Below are 15923 nucleotides of genomic sequence, written 5' to 3'. Positions count from 1 at the left end.
CTGGCAGCCTCCTGGCCGGGCGTTACGCTGGCGACGGGGTCCTTGGCCAACCTGGGTAGGGCACCGACCGACGTAATGTTCGAGATATCCATTTTTCATACCTCACAATGGCCAAATGGGAGGAAGGGTCATCCCCTTCCCCCCATTGTTGCTGGGCGCTCTTCCTGCGTTATTGCAGCAGGCTGAGAACCGACTGCGGCAGCTGGTTCGCCTGGGCCAGGATCGCAGTACCGGCCTGTTGCAGAACCTGGTTCTTGGACAGGGTCGCAGTTTCAGCTGCGAAGTCGGTGTCCTTGATCCGGCTACGAGCAGAAGCGGCGTTCTCGGAGATGTTCTGCAGGTTCGATACGGTGTTATCGAAGCGGTTCTGCACAGCACCGAGGTCGGCACGCTGGGAGTCGATCGCTGCCAGGGCGCTGTCGACCACTGCCAGGGCGCGCTGGGCACCATCGGCGGTGGAGATATCGACGTTGGCAACGGTGTTCAGGGTCGACGAGCTGGTGCTGAACACCTGGGTGGTATCGCCGGTCACCGCGAAGGATACCGGGGAATCCAGCTGCACGTAACCGAAGGCCTTGCCGCCAGTCGCCGCCACATCCGTCGCGCCGCCGTAGGTACCGTCGTTGCCCTGAGCGGCCACGTCGATGGTGCCTGCGGAGCTACCGGTAGCAGCACCGAACTCGATCGTCTCACCAGTCGCGGAGGTGATGGTGATCTTGTCGTTCTGCTGGTCGTAGTTGGCGGTGAGACCAAGCTTACCGGCGTTGGAGTTGATCTGGTTGGCCAGGTCTTCGTTGGAGGTTACACCTACCATCTGCACGGTGTTGGAACCAACGGTCAGGTTGAACGAGGCTGCACCGGAGGTGAAGTTGACGTCGGCCTGAATCACGGTACGGGCGCTGGCGGAGAGGCCGGCGATCGAGCCGTCGAACTTTTGGGCGATGCTCTTCGCGCTGTCGGTCGCGGCGAGGGTCACGTCCTTGGTCTGGCCGTTGCCGACCACGGTGACGGTGCCGGAGGCGAACGCACCACCGCTACCCGCAACCACGCTACCGGCAACGGTGGTACCGGATGCCGAGGCACCGGCCGCAGAAGTGGAAGCACCACCACCGACCTGGTAGGAACCCAGCTTGGCGGAGGACGCATCCTTCAGGGTCACGTCGATGGTCTGGTAGGCATCGGAACCGACCTGGAAGCTGGTGGTACCGAAAGTGCCGTCCAGCAGCTTGCGACCACCGAAGGTGGTGGTTTCAGCGATACGGGACAGTTCGGCCTGCTGCGCGGTCACTTCTTTCTGCAGGGCCGCGCGGTCGGCGTCGCTGTTCGAGCCGCTGGCTGCCTGGATGGACAGGTCGCGGATACGCTGCAGGATGTTGGTGGATTGCTGCAGTGCACCTTCAGCGGTCTGCGCCAGGGAGATACCGTCGTTGGCGTTGCGGGTCGCCTGGTTCAGGCCGCTGATCTGGTTGGTCAGACGGTTGGAGATCTGCAGGCCGGCGGCATCGTCCTTGGCGCTGTTGATACGGCTACCGGTGGAGAGACGCTGCAGCGAGGTATTCAGCGAATTGGACGATGCGTTCAGGTTGCGCTGAGTGTTGAGCGAAGCAATGTTGGTATTGACTGTAAGTGCCATTTGGCGTCTCCCGAAGTACCTAGTATTTACCTGAGCTTTGCGACCTTCAGGACCTGCTGCTCAGGTGCCCCTAGAATTCGCATTCGAACTGTTTATCGGCGCTTGCCGGTGGAGCTTTAGGAGAAATTTGAAATTTTTTCTCTTTGGGCTTGCCGCGCAGCCGCGAACAGTGTTCGTACTCCTGTTATCGGCAGGCGTAGCGAAGGTTTAGCCTTTTGCCACGCCGTTCGTCGGTGAGCGCCAGGACGGTCAGTCCGGCAACCAGGCGGCGCGCCAGCGCACCAGGTTCTCCCCGTCCAGCATCCAGTTCCCCAGCACCTGGGCACGCAAGGTGTCGCCGGCGGCGGCGGTGGCCTTGAGGTCGCTCAAATGCATGCGGATGGCGTCCACCCAATCCTTGAAGCGGTTCTTCACCCGGGTCGCCGTGAGGTCGCCGCGGTAGCAGAGCACGTCGCTGCAGATCACCGGGAAGCCACAGGCGCCGTATTCCAGCAGGCGCAGGTTGCTCTTGCAGTCGTTGAACAGGTTCTGCTCCAGCGGCGCCAGGGCAAGGTCCAGGTCCAGGCTGGCCAGCTTGGCCGGATACAACTCGATCGGCACGCCGATATGGAATTCGTGCACGTAGGGCCGGAGCTTCTCCGGGCACATGCCGAAGAACACCCACTCCACCTCCCCCGCCAGTTCACGGACCACATCGGCGATCAGCTCCAGGTCACCCTGGTGGCTGCTGCCACCCGCCCAGCCAACCCGGGGCTTGCTGCCACGGCGGCGCCGGCTGCGCAGATTGCTCCACCAGGGCAACGGCAGGCAGTTCGGCACCACGCGGATATCGCTGTGCAGGTCGGCGAAGGCCTCGGCCAGCGGCGCGGTGGAAACGACGAAGCGATCGGTGAGCGCCACCGCCTGGCGCAATGACTTGAGCACATCGCGCGGCATGGTTTCCCGGTGCGCGCTCTTGAGCGGCAGGTTGGGCAGGTAGTCATCCAGTTCGTAGACGCGGAATGCCCCGGACAGCGCCTTCACTTCGCGCATGCCCTCGATCTGCGGGTCCATGATCTGCCGCTGGAACACCACCGTCTGTGCACCGAAGCGCTCCAGCTCCACGGGCGTCAGGTGGGTGCCGCTGAACGTACCCTCCACCAGGCCCGCCTCACGCAGCGCCTCCAGTGGCTGGCGAATCCGGTAGTGGCCGCAGCCGGTGGCGTCCGCCGGGTAGCAGAGCACCTGGGGCAGCAGCGGATGACGCACGCGCCGCGTGCCGTATTCGAAACCGAAGCCGTGGCCGGACAGAGACAGGTTGGCGTTGTAGGCCGGGTCGCGGGCCAGCACCGGCAGCCAGCGCTGCAGCATCTGCTCGCGCTCGGCCTTGAGCGCGGCCTGGCGTGCCAGGGCGCCGTCGATGGCCAGCACCGGCAGGTCGATGCCGTCGCGCATCACCACGCAATCGGGGGTCCACACGTTGAGCAGCCCGGACGCGCGGATGCGCAGGCACAGATCGACATCGCCATAGAAGGCACCGAGGCGTTCCGCGTCCATGCCGTCCACCGCGATGAACGCCTCGCGCCGCACCATCATGCAGGCCGAGCCCACCGCGCTGTAGTTCTGGGGAACCTGCAAACGGTTCATATAGCCGGCGGCATCGCCCGGTTCGCCGACGAAGGTGCGCCCCGCCACCTCGTGCAGGCCGAGGATGATCCCCGCCTGCTCGATGCAGCCCATGGCATCCAGCACCTTGGCGCCAACCACCCCCACCTCGGGCCGCAGCGCGTGGTTGAGCAGTTGCTCCAGCCAGTCCTCGTGCACGATGCGCACATCGTGGCTGAGCAGCAGCAGGTAGTCGGACTCCACCGACATCGCCACCGCGTTGACCATCGCCGAATAATTCAGCTCGCCAGCGAAGCGCCAGACCTTCACCTGCTCGCTGTCCAGCGCCTCGACGCCATCCAGCCACTGGCGGGTCGCCGGCTCCTGGCTCTCGCAATCCACCAGCAGCAGCTCGTAATGACCGTAACGGGTCTTCTCCAGCAAGCTATCCACGCAGCGCTGCAGCAGCGACAGGTGGTCACGCACCGCCACTACTATGGAGACCTTCGGCCCGACCTCGTGGCCGTAGTCGATGCGGTAGCGCCCCGGCAGGAAGCTCTCCACCCGCGCCTGGTAACCACGCTGTTCGAGGTGGCGTTCGATGGCCACCTGCTCCACCGGGTTGGCACGCAACTGCGGCACCCGGCTGGTGAGCAGCACCTCGTCGACATGTTCCAGGCCCACCAGGCCGTCCCGCTCCACCAGGCGCAGGATGAACTCCAGCTCCATGGCGTCGGCGAAGATCGGGTCGAAGCCGCCCTCGGTCCGGAATACGTCGGCGCGGATGAACCAGTAGCGGCACAGGCTGAGGGGGAAGCTGAGCAGCAGGTCGAGGTTGAAGTCCGGCTTGAAGCAGGCCCCGCGCGCGCCCAGCTCGGTCAGCTGGAATTCATCGGCATAGAGCGCGCGGCACTGCGGGTCGGAGGCGACCTTCTGGGCGATGGCGAGCAGGCCGGTGGAGGTGAACTCCACCCCGGCATCCACCACCAGCACCCAGTCCAGATCCGCGCCGGCCACCAGTTCGTTGATCGCCTCCACATGGCTGCCGTCCTGCACCAGCCGGGCGGGGATGTTCGCCTCACCGACGACTTCGGCATTGGCACTCACCAGCATCGGCACGAGTTCCGGGTAACGGCTTTCGGAGAGGCTGCCCACGGTGGTGATCACATCAGCCAGGCTGCCCTGGCGGTCCAGTATCACGACGCCCAGCTGTGGCGCCCGGGGCTGTGGGCGGCGAGGTGATCAAGGATGATCCTCAGCGCATTGCCGGTCGGCGCGGCGGATTCCAACCAGTCCATCAACTGGTCGCTGGCCTGCAGGCGACGCGGTGCGGGCAACGCCAGCTGCGACATGAACGCCGCGATGGCCGCGGTGGAGCCCCGGGGCAACTGCTCGATGCAGGCATTGGCCCGCTCGAGCATGCGCTGCCGGTGCTCCGGGTCATCCAGCAGTCGACGGATGGCGGGCGCCAGCTCATTGCCGTCCACCGTGTCCACGCCCTGCCCCGGCACCAGGCCGGGGCCATAGAAGAAGCCGGTCTCGGTCATCAGGTTGAGTGCCGGCGTGCCCACCAGCATCGCCTCCACCTGCAGGCCGGAATCCACCGCCACCAGCACATCTGCCGACAGCAGGAACGGCAGCGGCGCGCCATCGGCGTACCGGTAGTCAGCGGCCGTGAGGCCGTACTCGGCGGCCAGCACGGCCACCTGCTCGGCGCCGAAACGGCCCTGGGGCCTGCGCCCCTTGATCACCACCTGCACGCCCTTGCCCAGGGTGCCGATCGCGCCGAGGTAGGCACGCAGCACCTGCTCGTCGATGTTCAGCTCCGGCGGCAGCGCATGCTCGGCCAGCAGGGTGGTACCCAGCACCACGATGGGCAGGGACGGGTCCAGGCCCAGCTCCGCGCACAGCGCTTCACGGCTGGCCTGGCGTTCGCCACGCACGGCGAAGAGGTCGTCGAACTGCGGCAGGCCCATCACCTGCAGGCGCTCGGTGTCGTAGCCGGCGTCGCCGTAAAGGCGGCGGCTGTCCTCGCTCCACACCACCATCCGGTCGGCGTTCTGCTGGTCGTGGACGGTGTAGGGGTAGCACAGGGTCGGGTTGTGCTCGACGTGCAGGCTGGGGATGCCCCGCGCCTTGCCCCAGGCCACCAAGGTCTTGGAGCCGAACATCCAGTCTTCGTTGACGGCGATCAGTTCGATTTCATAGAGGGTCGCCAGGCGATCCAGCGCGTCCACCAGGGCGAAGGACACCGGCAGCGTGCGGGTGGCGACGTCCTGCAGGGTGCGCACCCAGTCTTCCCAGGTCAGGCCGGCAGCCTCGAGCTGCGGCTGGATGCCCTGGCGCACGGTATCGCTGAAGGGCAGCGCGGCCCGCTCATTGAAGGTTTCGGTGGTGGCGGTGACCATGCTTTCCAGCAGTGAGTCGATGAGCACCACGTCGCTACCGTGGCGTTCCAGCATGCTTTCGAATTCGGGGGTGACGCAGCCCTGGAAGGTCAGGACGGTACGGGGGCCGTAATCGGCCAGGTATTGCTCCAGCAATGGAACGTTCTTGGTCCAGAGCTGGGTAATGATCGCGCGCAAGGGCTGGGACATGGGTATCACTCGTCCGTGAAGGCGTGGAACAGCGAATCGAGCATGCGCGGGAAGGCCGGGTAATCCAGCACGCCTTGCAGTTCGACGCCGCGATACAGGTAGGCAGCGCGGACCTCCGGCTGCTGCTGCCAGGCGAGCAGGCACTCCAGCGCCACGAAGTCGGTGTGGTACTTGCGGTGCCAGCGCGTGAAGTGCGCCCAGTGCTCCGCCCCGAGCAACGTCTCGAGGTCGGGCAGCTCGGCCAGCGGCGTGGGCCGGGCCCCTTCGCGGAAGAACCAGAGGATGAACAGGAAGAAGCGGTTGCGCGGCCGCGCCAGGTGCGGCTGCAGTTGCTGCGCCAGGGCCTCGCTGTCGAGCGCCGGGCCACTGGGCAGGGATTCGAGGAACGCCAGGAAATCGCCGAAGGCGGCATCGCTTTCGCGGTAGCCCAGCCAGCGTTGCCAGAGCACGGGCCAGTAGCCGCACGGCTGCTCGGGGTCGAACCCGCTGAAGCCGGTGGGCAGCAACTTGCGCCACACGGGCTTGCCTTGCATCGAGGGGGGGAGCACGAGTCCGACCATAACCTACCTGTCTGGAAGCGGTTCAGGCGGCACGGCGGGCGTCCCGACCTGAACGGAAAATTGACGTATCCCGCGCTGCAGCAAGATTCACACCAGCAAGTTGACACCTGCCTGGCGCGCGAGGCTCTGCAGAGCGGCCGGATAGCTGAAGCCATCCATGAAAAGGTAGCCCGGCCGGCCACGGATGAAGTCGATGTAGCGGCGTGCATGATCGTTGTTGCGCGATGCCATGAAGAACACCGCGTACTTTTCCTGGCCTTCCGGCACCGGCTGCACCGGCCAGCAGGCCTTGTGATCGAGGCGGGTGTTGAAGATGACCATGTCCCCCGCCTCGCTCAGCACGCGCAGGCCCTTCTGGCTCTCCTCGTACCAGCGCATGTCCACCCGGTGGGAACCCGGGATCACCTCCAGGCCGCCCCCGTGCTCGGGCGTGTTGGCCTGGAGATAGAAGGCGATCTGCACGATGTCGCAATCCGGCTCCCATTGGAACCGGTGCCCGGCCTTCTGCTGGGAGTCGGTGTCCTTGTGCCAGGTTCCATAGCCCTTGCGGTGCAGCGCCGACTCCGGCAGGAGCGCGAAGTCCTCGCCCAGGAGGATCTTCAGCACGGCGAGGATCTCGCTGTCGAAGATCGCCTTCCACACAGAGGGATAGCGGCTGAACACATCGATGCGGATATCGCCCAGCCCGGGGTTGTCGTAGATGTCGCCGGCATAGCGCGGCTCCCGCTCGAACAGCACCGCCATGTCCTTGCGCAGCCGTTGCGCCACCTCCGGCGAAAGCAACTGCTTGATCAGGGCGAAGCCGTTGTCCTGGTAGGTCTGGCGCAGGGCGCGGGCGAACTCCTCGTAGTCAGACATCGGCAGCGCCCGGCTTGCGGGCCATCACCCACATGTGGGAGGACATGCCGGCATCGGCGATGAAGCGCTGGAAGGCAGCGCCCAGCTCGTCCCAGCGCTCGAACAGCACCTCGTGGAGGAAGGGCTCGAGCTGCCCTTCGCGCCCCTGGGCGGCGATGCCCTTACGCACCAGCTCGGCATCCAGCTTGCCGGGGGTGATGCACTTCAGCGTGGCCAGGCCGTGGCGCTCCAGCAACAGCGGCAGCGAACGGGTATTGAAGTAGTTGAGGTGCTCGTGATCGACGCAGGGGCTGTCGGGGCCGAGTTGCTGCACGTCGAAGCCGGCGCCGTTGGGGCAGGTGAGGATCAGCACCCCGCCCGGGCGCAGCAGGCATTCGAGGCTGGCCACCACCTGGCCGGGGTCGAACAGGTGCTCGATGACCTCGAAGGCGACGATCAGGTCGAAGCGGCGGTCGGTCGTAGCGGCGAAATCCTCGACCCGCGACTCCACCACCTCGAAGCCCTGCTCGCGGCAGATGCCCGCCAGGTCGGGCGTGGGCTCGATGCCGACGATGTGCCGCCACAGCCCGCGCCGCTGCATCTCGCTGCAGAAGGAGCCGTAGCCGGCGCCGATCTCCAGCATCTCGCCGAACGGCAGGCCGATTTCATGGCACAGCTCCAGCACCCGCTCCACGCGCGGCACGATCACCGACTGGTGGCGGGCGGCGGCGGACGCCGGGTAGATGTGCCGCGCCCAATAGGCGTAGTTCTCGCTGCTGCGGTAGAAGTCGCCGAGCAGCGCCTCCCCCGGTCTCGGGTTGACGTAGAAGGTGGTGCAGGCCTGGCAGTCCTGGTAGCGGAAGCCGTTCTTCTCGAACTTGAAGCGCGCATCAACGGAGCCGCACGCCGGGCAGGCCGCCTCGACGAACTCGTCGTTGCGTGCCAGCAGCATGGCGATATCGCGCAGCAGGGCCACGCGCTGCCCCGCCTGCAGGCGGGAAGGCCGGATGTCGTCTTCTTTCATGTCCCCTCCTCCCGGTGCTCAGTTGGCCCGACGGTATTTCTGCTGCTGGTCTTCCGGCAGGTGCACCGGCCCGTAGGCGCTGGCTTCGCCCCAGATATTGTCCTTCCACCACTGGCCATCCTCGATCCACCAGACGCGCGGCGAGCGGAAGGTATCGGCCACCTCCCAGAATTCGCGCTCGGTCAGGCCCACGTAGTCCAGCCAGTGCTGCAGGTCGCTGGACACCACGTGGTCCATCTTGCGCACGATCTCCACGCCCTCCTCGCGGGTCATGTAGCCGGCGCGGATATCCTTGGAGGCGTGGTCGGAGGCCCGGCCGTAGCCGAACTTGATGAACTTGAGCAGGTCGTGCACGCCGTTCTCGTAGCGGTCGTCCAGGTTCGACATCTGCCGGTAGGTGCGCTCGAAGGGCTTGTCCGCCATCTTCCAGCCGTAGTTCTCCTGCACCAGGCGCGTGTGCTGGTTGGCGTCCCAGGGGAAGAAGTTGCCGATGTAGATGCCGCGCACCTTGGATTTGAGGATCTCCGCATCGCTGGGGTAGCGCGCCCAGAGCAGGTCCTTCTCGCGCAGCGGCTCGGCCGGGTCGTCCAGCATGTCGTGCCACTCGAAGCCACGCAGGGCGTGCTCATGACGGACCCGCGCGCTGAATTCGACGTAGTCGTCCGGGTCGAACATCCCGGAAATGTCCCAAGCAGTCTCGCCCCAGATGATCAGCGGAATGTCGAACTTCACCGCCACCTGGATGGGGTAGGTCATGATCCCGCAGTGGGCATGCCAGTTCATGTCGCCCATCTTGCGGAAGCACAGGCGGTTGAGGCGCTTGAGCACCTCCACGCTGGGGCCGAAGACCATGTGGTCGGCATCGAACACATGGCGCATGCGGTCGCGGTTGTAGTCGCCTTCGGGCAGGTAGTTGTTGCCGTGGTAGGTCACCAGCAGCGGCTTGAGGCCGTACTGGGCGGCGATCACATGGGCCTGGTAGTAACTGTCCTTGCCACCGCTGACGGGGATGATGCAGTCGTAATTGTCGTTGCGCTTGCCGGCACCGGTCTCCTCCAGCACCCGCTCGAAGCGCTTGCGACGCTCATCCCAGAATGACTCGGGGAGCTGAGCGAACTGCTCCGCCACCTGGCAGGCCGAACAGACCCCCTGCTCGTCCAGCATCAGGTTGACACTGGCCCTCGGGTACACGCAGCGGCTGCAATATTCCACGGAACTCTCCTAGAGACTCAGCAATTGCGGGCTGCGCACGTTGAGCCCGCGATCGAATAGATATTTGCGCGCCAGATAGACGCTCTGGTCGGTGTAATGAAAGACGTTGGCGGCGGCTACGGCGTCCACCCCGGTCTGCTCCAGGGCCTGGGCCAGATGCTCCCACTCGCCCACGCCGCCCAGGGCGATCACCGGGATGCTCACCTGCCGGCAGACGATATCCAGCAGTTGCAGATCGTAGCCCTGGCGGGCGCCGTCGCGTTCGATGGAGTTGATCATCACCTCGCCAGCACCGCGCGCCTGCAGCTCGCTCGCCCAATCGGCGACGAAGCGCTCGGTGGGGCGCTTGCCGCCTTCGGCGAACACCCGGTAACCACCCTCCTCCCTGGCCACGTCCACGGAAACGACTATGCACTGGGAGCCGTACTCGCGGCTGGCCGCCTCGATCAGGCCGGGGTCGTCCAGCGCGGCGGTATTGAGCGTCACCTTGTCGGCGCCGGTGGCCAGGCGCCGGGCGATATCGTCGAGGCTGCGGATGCGGCCACCCAGGGTGATGGGCATGAAGGAGGCCCGCGCCACCTCGGCGACGATGGCGTCGATGTCGCGCAGGTTGCCGCCACCCAGGTCATCGCGGCCCATGTCGTAATGGTCGTCGCGGCTGATGTCGAGGTAGATCAGTTCGTCCGCTGCCCAGTCGCTCAGGCGCTTGACCGCAGCCGAGGGATTGCCCAGCACCTGGTGACGGGTGAAGCGCTTGCTCTGCACCAGCTGGCCATTCTTCAGCAGCAGGACGGGGATCAGGCGTTTCTTCTTCATGCCAGCTCCAGGAAGTTCTTCAGCAGCTGGGCGCCGGCACGCTGGCTCTTCTCCGGGTGGAACTGCACGCCCAGCACGTTATCCCGGCCGATGACCGCAGCGAAGCGGCTGCCGTATTCCACCGTGGCGATGACGTCGCCCGGCTCCACCGCCTGGAAGGCGTAGCTGTGCACGAAATAGAAGTCCGGCGTGCTTTCCAGCCCGGCCAGCAAGGGGTGCGGCCGCGCCTCGCGGATATCGTTCCAGCCCACGTGGGGCAGCGGCAGCCCGGGGGCCTCCAGGCGCTCCACCCGGCCTGGGATCCAGCCCAGCCCGGCCGTGGCACCGAATTCCATGCCCTCGTCGCTGAGCACCTGCATGCCCACGCAGATGCCGAGGAAGGGCTTGCCCTGGGTGAAGACCGCCTCACGCACGGCCTCCATCGGCAGGCTGCGCTGGATACGCGCCATGGCCGCCCCGTAGGCACCCACGCCGGGCAGCACCAGGTGGGTGGCAGCGGCGATGGCCGCCGGGTCGTTGGACACCTGGGTTTCCGCCAGGGTGGCGAACAGGTTGGCGACCGAGCGCACGTTGCCCGAGCCGTAGTCGAGGATGCACACCCGCGTCATCGGGGAGCGTCCCTCAGGTGGCGCAGGGCCAGTGGCTGGCCGCGCTTGAGCGGCTCGCTGGCGACGCTGCCCAGCACCTGCTCCAGGTACTTGGGCGGCAAGCCCAGCCCGGGGCGGATGGCGCGCACGTTGGCTTCGCTGAAGGCCTCGCCGGCGGCCATGTCGCGCACCACATAGAGCGAACGGCGGAACACCAGCGACTTGCGCTCGGCGGCCGTGGGCCCGTAGCTCACGCCGCCCAGTGCCTGCCAGGCGCGCTCGGTTTCGGCGACCAGGGCGGCCAGCTCGTCCGGCTCCAGGGAGAAGGTCGAATCCACGCCACCATCGGCGCGGCTCAGGGTGAAGTGCTTTTCGATCACGCTGGCGCCCAGGGCCACCGCCGCCACCGAAGCGCCGACGCCCAGGGTGTGGTCGCTCAGGCCGATCTCGCAGCCGAACAGCTCGCGCATGTGCGGAATGCTGCGCAGGTTGGTGTTGCTCGGGCTGGCCGGGTAGGTGCTGGTGCACTTGAGCAGAATCAGCTGTTCGCACCCCGCGCCCCGCGCCGCGTCCACGCACTCCTGGATTTCCGCCAGGGAGGCCATGCCGGTGGAGACGATGAGCGGCTTGCCGGTCGCCGCCACGCGGCGGATCAGCGGCAGGTCGACGTTCTCGAAGCTGGCGATCTTGTAGGCCGGCACATTGAGGGATTCGAGGAAATCCACTGCCGTCGCATCGAAGGGCGTGGAGAACGCCAGCATGCCCAGCTCGGCGGCACGACGGAAGATCGGCTCGTGCCATTCCCAGGGCGTGTGCGCCTCGCCATAGAGGCGGTACAGGGAGGTACCGGTCCAGGGGCTGTCGGGGTCACCGATATGGAACTCGCCCTCGTCCAGGTCCAGCGTCATGGTATCGGGGGTGTAGGTCTGCAGCTTCAGGGCATGGGCCCCGGCCTTGGCAGCGGCCTCCACCAGCGCCAGCGCACGGTCGAGCGACTGGTTGTGGTTGCCGCTCATCTCGGCGATCACGAACGGCGGCGCGTCGCGCCCTATCGCCCGCGTGCCGATATGCAGGGTGCTCATGGGTTTTCTCCCGGCAAGGGTCGACGGAAAAGACAGTGTTCCTGCTGGTACCCGGCGCGAGCGAACAGCGCCAGGGAGGCGGCATTGTCGGGACGCACCTGCGCCTCGACAACCCCGAGGTCGGGCCAGTGCGCACGCAGGGCCTTCTCGCCAGCGGCCAGCAGGTGGTGGCCCCAGCCGACGCCTGCGCGGCCGGGGAGCAGGTAGATGGACACCTCCGCGGTGTCGGGGCGCGACTCCAGGCGGTCATAGCGCAGCACGCCGACCGGGCCGTCCGCCAGTTCGGCCACCAGCAGCCAACGCCGCTCGGATGCCAGCACGCCCTCCAGCCAGTGCAGATGCCCCTCCCAGGACACCGGCTCGCGGCTGAGCGAGGCCTGGCGCACCGACTCGGCATTGCGCCCCTCGAACAGCAGCCGTGCATCGGCGAGGGATGCCGGGCGCAGCGTCAGCGCCGGAGCCAACAGGGCGCAGAGCACTCGCCCCACGCCCATGCCGTCCACCAGGGCGCGTGAGCGCGCGGCGAGGCTGCGGCGCAAGCCGAGGTTGCCGGCCAGCACCTGCACGGCGGCGCGCAGGTCAGCGGCCGTTACAGCGGAGGACTCGCCCAGGTAGAGATGGGCACCCGCCTCGGCCAGGGCCTCGGCATTGGGCCGCTGGTTCTCGGCCAGGGCGATGCACAGGGTCGGGATGCCGAGTACGGCACGCTCCCAACTGGTCGCCCCGCCCGCGCCGATGCACAGGTCGGCGCGCCGCAGCAGCTCGGCGAAATCATTCAGGTGACGGTGCAGCCGCCAGTTCGGCTGGCCCTCGCAACGCGAGACGAGCTCGTCCCAGGCCGGGTTGGCAGCCCCGGCGACGAAATCCACCTCCAGCGCCGGCAATCCCTGCAATGCCTCCATGGCCTTGAGCGTCTCCTTGGTGGGATCGACGCCACCGAAACTCACCACGACCCGGCGTGCCTCGCCGGCCAGTTCGATGGGCCCACCGAAGAACTCAGGGCGCAACAGGGCGAAGCGCGTCCCCAACAGCGATTGGCACGGCGCGGGCAGGCGCCCGGCATAGGCCCGGTTCGAGGCGGTGAGGTTCTGGTCCAGCAGCAGGTCGGCATCGTGGTCGCGGTTGGCGAGGTCATCGATGACCATCACCTGGCGCGCCCGTGCACGGACCGCACGCTGCCAGTCGGCCCCCAGCCCGTAATGATCGACGATGCACCAGTCGAAGGTTCCGGCACCGTCCAGCGCAGCCCATAGCGCGGCAATATCCGCCGCCCAGGGCAAGGGCGCCTCCGCGCTCTGCCGCAGGTCGCCCCCCGGCAGCGCGCAGGTGGAGAACCCCCTGTCGGCGATCAGCTGCAGGGCATTGCCGGGCTCGGCAGCGCAGGCGAACAACACCTCGCAGCCGTTATCGCGCAGGGCGTCCGCCAGGGTCAGGCAGCGCATGACATGCCCGAAACCGATACGCAGCGACGCATCCGCGCGGATCAGCACGCGCATCTCAGATGTCCCCCTCCAGCAGGAGGCTGGCGTACATCAGTTCGGCGCGGTGCCAATCCTCGGGGCTGTCGATGTCCTGCACCAGGTAGCGCGGCAGCACCAGTGGCAGGGAATGCGAACCGTGCAGCACCTTGCCTTCGGCCCAGGCGGCAGCCCGACCCCAGTAGAACTGCCCGGCGTCGTGGTAGGCGCGCTCCAGGTCCTGGGAACGGGTCTGCTGGTATTCGGGGTAGAGCGATTCGACGCCGCCATCGGCATTCACCCGCAGGGCGCGCTGCACCGGTGCGGCGTAGTCACTGACCGTGAAGGCGAAGTCCTTGTCCGGGCGCGATGCCAGCAGTTCGAAGCCTTCGCAGAGCTTCTCCGGCAGGACGAAGGGCGCGGTGGCGTAGAGGCAGCAGGCGTAGTCGGGGTGGTAGCCGGCGGCGGCCAGCTCGCGCAAGGCGTGCTGGATGACTTCGACCGTGCCGGTATGGTCATCGGCCAGGGAGGCCGGGCGCAGGAAGGGCACTTCGGCCCCAAGGGCCAGGGCCACCTCGGCGATCTCGCCATCATCGGTGCTCACCACCACCCGCTCGAACAGGCCACAGGTGAGGGCCGCGCGGATGGAGTAGGCGATCATCGGCTGGCCCTGGAAGGGTCGGATGTTCTTGCGCGGAATCCGCTTGCTGCCGCCGCGCGCGGGGATGATGGCGACCTTGCTCATGGGCGTTTTTCCAGAAGGAACCAGTTGATGTCGTCGGTCGGAAAATTGACGTCGCGCCGATAGACGAAGCCGTAGTCGACCAACTGCAGGTCGGGGTACAGGTCGAGCATCTCGCCGGCGAAATCGCGCTTGAACAGCTTGCCGGCGTGGCCGCGGTAGCTGATCTCCACCGGCGAGGGGCTGTAGTACTCGGCGATCAGCACATGGCGGCGGCTGGCCTCATGGAGTTTGGCATAGGCCTGGGGCAGCAGTTCCGGCGACAGGTGGATGAGCACGCCACGGGTGAAGGCCAGGTCCACCTGCTGCTGCACCGGGTAGTCGAACAACGAGCCGTGCCACACCTCGGCGATACCCAGGCCCTGGGCGATCTCCCGGGCCTTGGCGTTGAGCTCGACGCCCAGCAGCGTCGCCTGGGGCAACAGCCGGTTGAGCGCGCGCAGGTTGAGGCCCCGGTTGGTGCCCAGCTCCAGCAGGCTGTCGATGCGCCCCGCCCGGCGCAGGGCCTGGGCGAAGAAGGACGTCGCGCTGGCTACGGGCACCTCGCCGTCGTTGCGCTCGACGTACTGGTCGCCGAACTCGCCCTGCCAGAATCGTTCTTGCTCGGTCAGCTCACGCACGGGTTTCTCCAGTCACTGCAGGACGCTGGCGAGAGTGCTCGCCACCTGGTCCTGCTGGTCGTCGGTCAGGTCGGGGAACAGCGGCAGGCTCAGGGCTTCGGCGTAGTAGCGCTCGGCCTCGGGGAAGTTGCCCGGGGCGAAGCCCAACTGCTGGTAATAGGGCTGCAGGTGCACCGGGATGTAGTGCAGGTTGACGCCGATACCGGCGCCGCGCAGGGCTTCGAATATCTCACGGTGGCTACGTTGCAGACGCTCCAGGCGCAGGCGCACCGGGTACAGGTGCCAGGCCGGTTCGGCGCCCGCCTGCAGCTGCGGCAGGCCCAGGGGCAAGCCGGCCAGCCGCTCGCCATAACGGGCCACCAGTTGCCGGCGGCGGGCGACGAAGGCATCCAGGCGCTGCAACTGGGACAGGCCGAGGGCGGCCTGCAGGTCGGTCATGCGGTAGTTGAAGCCCAGTTCCAGCTGCTGGTAGTACCAGGGGCCTTCGCTGGGGCCGGTCATCGCGGCCGGGTCGCGGGTGATGCCGTGGCTGCGCAGGCGACGCAGGCGCTCAGCCAGTTGCGGGTCGTTGGTGGTGAGCAGGCCGCCCTCCGCCGTGGTGATGATCTTCACCGGGTGGAAGCTGAACACGGTGATATCGGCATACTCGCAGCAGCCCACCGGCCGACCGCCATAGCTGGCGCCGATGGCGTGGGAGGCATCCTCGATCACGCGGAAGCCGTAGCGCCGCGCCAGCTCGCCGATGCGCGCCATGTCGCAGCTCTGCCCGGCGAAGGCCACGGGAATGACCACCTTGGGCAGGGTGCCGTCGCGCTCGGCGCTCTCCAGCCGGGCTTCCAGTTGCCCGACGTCGAGGTTGAGCGTGGCCGGGTCGATGTCGACGAAGTCCACCTGCGCGCCGCAGTACAGGCCGCAGTTGGCGCTGGCGACGAAGGTGTTGGGGCTGGTCCAGAGCCGGTCGCCCGGCCCCAGGTCGAGGGCCAGACAGGCAATGTGCAGCGCGGCGGTGGCATTGCTCACGGCCACGCCCTGGGCGGCCTGGCAGCGCTGGGCGACGGCCTGCTCGAAGCGCTCGATCGCCGGCCCCTGGGTGAGCCAGTCGGAGCGCAGGGTGTCCACCACCGCGTCGATGTCCGCCTGGGAGATGTTCTGTCGACCGTAGGGGATCATGG

At 67.0% G+C, this 15923-nt stretch carries 14 protein-coding genes; all 14 read right to left on the bottom strand.

The genetic code is table 11. The annotated features are described in order from the left end of the window. Nucleotides 1-169: 169 nt before the first annotated feature. Complete coding sequence (locus PSm6_RS20985; RefSeq protein WP_021220604.1) at nt 170-1633, bottom strand: flagellin; 1464 nt, start codon at nt 1631-1633, stop codon at nt 170-172. Nucleotides 1634-1882: 249 nt separating this feature from the next. After that, on the bottom strand, nt 1883-4417 hold the full coding sequence (locus PSm6_RS20980; RefSeq protein ID WP_265168128.1) for a glycosyltransferase: 2535 nt from the start codon (nt 4415-4417) through the stop codon (nt 1883-1885). After that, the gene (locus PSm6_RS20975) at nt 4414-5814 is read right to left on the bottom strand and encodes a glycosyltransferase family protein (protein ID WP_265168127.1); all 1401 of its coding nucleotides are present in this window, start codon (nt 5812-5814) and stop codon (nt 4414-4416) included. Before PSm6_RS20975 ends, PSm6_RS20980 begins: the two co-directional genes overlap by 4 nt. 5 nt (nt 5815-5819) lie before the next feature. After that, the gene (locus PSm6_RS20970; RefSeq protein ID WP_148304322.1) at nt 5820-6332 is read right to left on the bottom strand and encodes a hypothetical protein; all 513 of its coding nucleotides are present in this window, start codon (nt 6330-6332) and stop codon (nt 5820-5822) included. Between the two features lie 129 nt (nt 6333-6461). Then, nucleotides 6462-7232 carry a phytanoyl-CoA dioxygenase family protein gene (locus tag PSm6_RS20965; RefSeq protein WP_021220607.1) on the bottom strand — a complete coding sequence of 257 codons (771 nt, stop codon included), beginning with the start codon at nt 7230-7232 and terminating at the stop codon, nt 6462-6464. Further along, nucleotides 7225-8235, bottom strand: a complete 1011-nt coding sequence (locus PSm6_RS20960) for a class I SAM-dependent methyltransferase (protein WP_021220608.1) — start codon at nt 8233-8235, stop codon at nt 7225-7227. The genes PSm6_RS20965 and PSm6_RS20960 overlap by 8 nt, the downstream gene beginning before the upstream one ends. Nucleotides 8236-8253: 18 nt before the next feature. Then, nucleotides 8254-9447: an N-acetyl sugar amidotransferase gene (locus tag PSm6_RS20955; RefSeq protein ID WP_021220609.1), complete on the bottom strand. Its 1194-nt coding sequence runs from the start codon at nt 9445-9447 to the stop codon at nt 8254-8256. Nucleotides 9448-9456: 9 nt separating this feature from the next. Next, nucleotides 9457-10263: an imidazole glycerol phosphate synthase subunit HisF gene (gene hisF / locus PSm6_RS20950; protein ID WP_184488943.1), complete on the bottom strand. Its 807-nt coding sequence runs from the start codon at nt 10261-10263 to the stop codon at nt 9457-9459. Continuing rightward, nucleotides 10260-10871, bottom strand: a complete 612-nt coding sequence (gene hisH / locus PSm6_RS20945) for an imidazole glycerol phosphate synthase subunit HisH (protein ID WP_021220611.1) — start codon at nt 10869-10871, stop codon at nt 10260-10262. Before hisH ends, hisF begins: the two co-directional genes overlap by 4 nt. Beyond that, complete coding sequence (gene pseI, locus PSm6_RS20940; RefSeq protein ID WP_021220612.1) at nt 10868-11932, bottom strand: pseudaminic acid synthase; 1065 nt, start codon at nt 11930-11932, stop codon at nt 10868-10870. Before pseI ends, hisH begins: the two co-directional genes overlap by 4 nt. Then, complete coding sequence (gene pseG / locus PSm6_RS20935; RefSeq protein ID WP_043245569.1) at nt 11929-13428, bottom strand: UDP-2,4-diacetamido-2,4,6-trideoxy-beta-L-altropyranose hydrolase; 1500 nt, start codon at nt 13426-13428, stop codon at nt 11929-11931. The genes pseI and pseG overlap by 4 nt, the downstream gene beginning before the upstream one ends. A gap of 1 nt (nt 13429) precedes the next feature. After that, nucleotides 13430-14134: a pseudaminic acid cytidylyltransferase gene (gene pseF / locus PSm6_RS20930; protein ID WP_043245568.1), complete on the bottom strand. Its 705-nt coding sequence runs from the start codon at nt 14132-14134 to the stop codon at nt 13430-13432. After that, nucleotides 14131-14751: a pseudaminic acid biosynthesis-associated methylase gene (locus tag PSm6_RS20925; RefSeq protein WP_021220615.1), complete on the bottom strand. Its 621-nt coding sequence runs from the start codon at nt 14749-14751 to the stop codon at nt 14131-14133. Before PSm6_RS20925 ends, pseF begins: the two co-directional genes overlap by 4 nt. A 12-nt stretch (nt 14752-14763) precedes the next feature. Beyond that, nucleotides 14764-15921 carry a UDP-4-amino-4,6-dideoxy-N-acetyl-beta-L-altrosamine transaminase gene (pseC, locus tag PSm6_RS20920; protein WP_265168126.1) on the bottom strand — a complete coding sequence of 386 codons (1158 nt, stop codon included), beginning with the start codon at nt 15919-15921 and terminating at the stop codon, nt 14764-14766. Nucleotides 15922-15923: the final 2 nt, after the last annotated feature.

Source organism: Pseudomonas solani, from assembly GCF_026072635.1.
GTDB classification, from domain to species: domain Bacteria; phylum Pseudomonadota; class Gammaproteobacteria; order Pseudomonadales; family Pseudomonadaceae; genus Metapseudomonas; species Metapseudomonas solani.
This window is presented reverse-complemented; position numbering and strand designations above follow the sequence as displayed.

What these genes read in the sequence shown, in the direction of transcription:
- PSm6_RS20965 (WP_021220607.1), bottom strand. Translation starts at nt 7,232, where the DNA reads ATGTCTGACTACGAGGAGTTCGCCCGCGCCCTGCGCCAGACCTACCAG.
- pseC (WP_265168126.1), bottom strand. Translation starts at nt 15,921, where the DNA reads ATGATCCCCTACGGTCGACAGAACATCTCCCAGGCGGACATCGACGCG.
- PSm6_RS20975 (WP_265168127.1), bottom strand. Translation starts at nt 5,814, where the DNA reads ATGTCCCAGCCCTTGCGCGCGATCATTACCCAGCTCTGGACCAAGAAC.
- pseF (WP_043245568.1), bottom strand. Translation starts at nt 14,134, where the DNA reads ATGAGCAAGGTCGCCATCATCCCCGCGCGCGGCGGCAGCAAGCGGATT.
- PSm6_RS20985 (WP_021220604.1), bottom strand. Translation starts at nt 1,633, where the DNA reads ATGGCACTTACAGTCAATACCAACATTGCTTCGCTCAACACTCAGCGC.
- PSm6_RS20960 (WP_021220608.1), bottom strand. Translation starts at nt 8,235, where the DNA reads ATGAAAGAAGACGACATCCGGCCTTCCCGCCTGCAGGCGGGGCAGCGC.
- pseG (WP_043245569.1), bottom strand. Translation starts at nt 13,428, where the DNA reads ATGCGCGTGCTGATCCGCGCGGATGCGTCGCTGCGTATCGGTTTCGGG.
- hisH (WP_021220611.1), bottom strand. Translation starts at nt 10,871, where the DNA reads ATGACGCGGGTGTGCATCCTCGACTACGGCTCGGGCAACGTGCGCTCG.
- hisF (WP_184488943.1), bottom strand. Translation starts at nt 10,263, where the DNA reads ATGAAGAAGAAACGCCTGATCCCCGTCCTGCTGCTGAAGAATGGCCAG.
- pseI (WP_021220612.1), bottom strand. Translation starts at nt 11,932, where the DNA reads ATGAGCACCCTGCATATCGGCACGCGGGCGATAGGGCGCGACGCGCCG.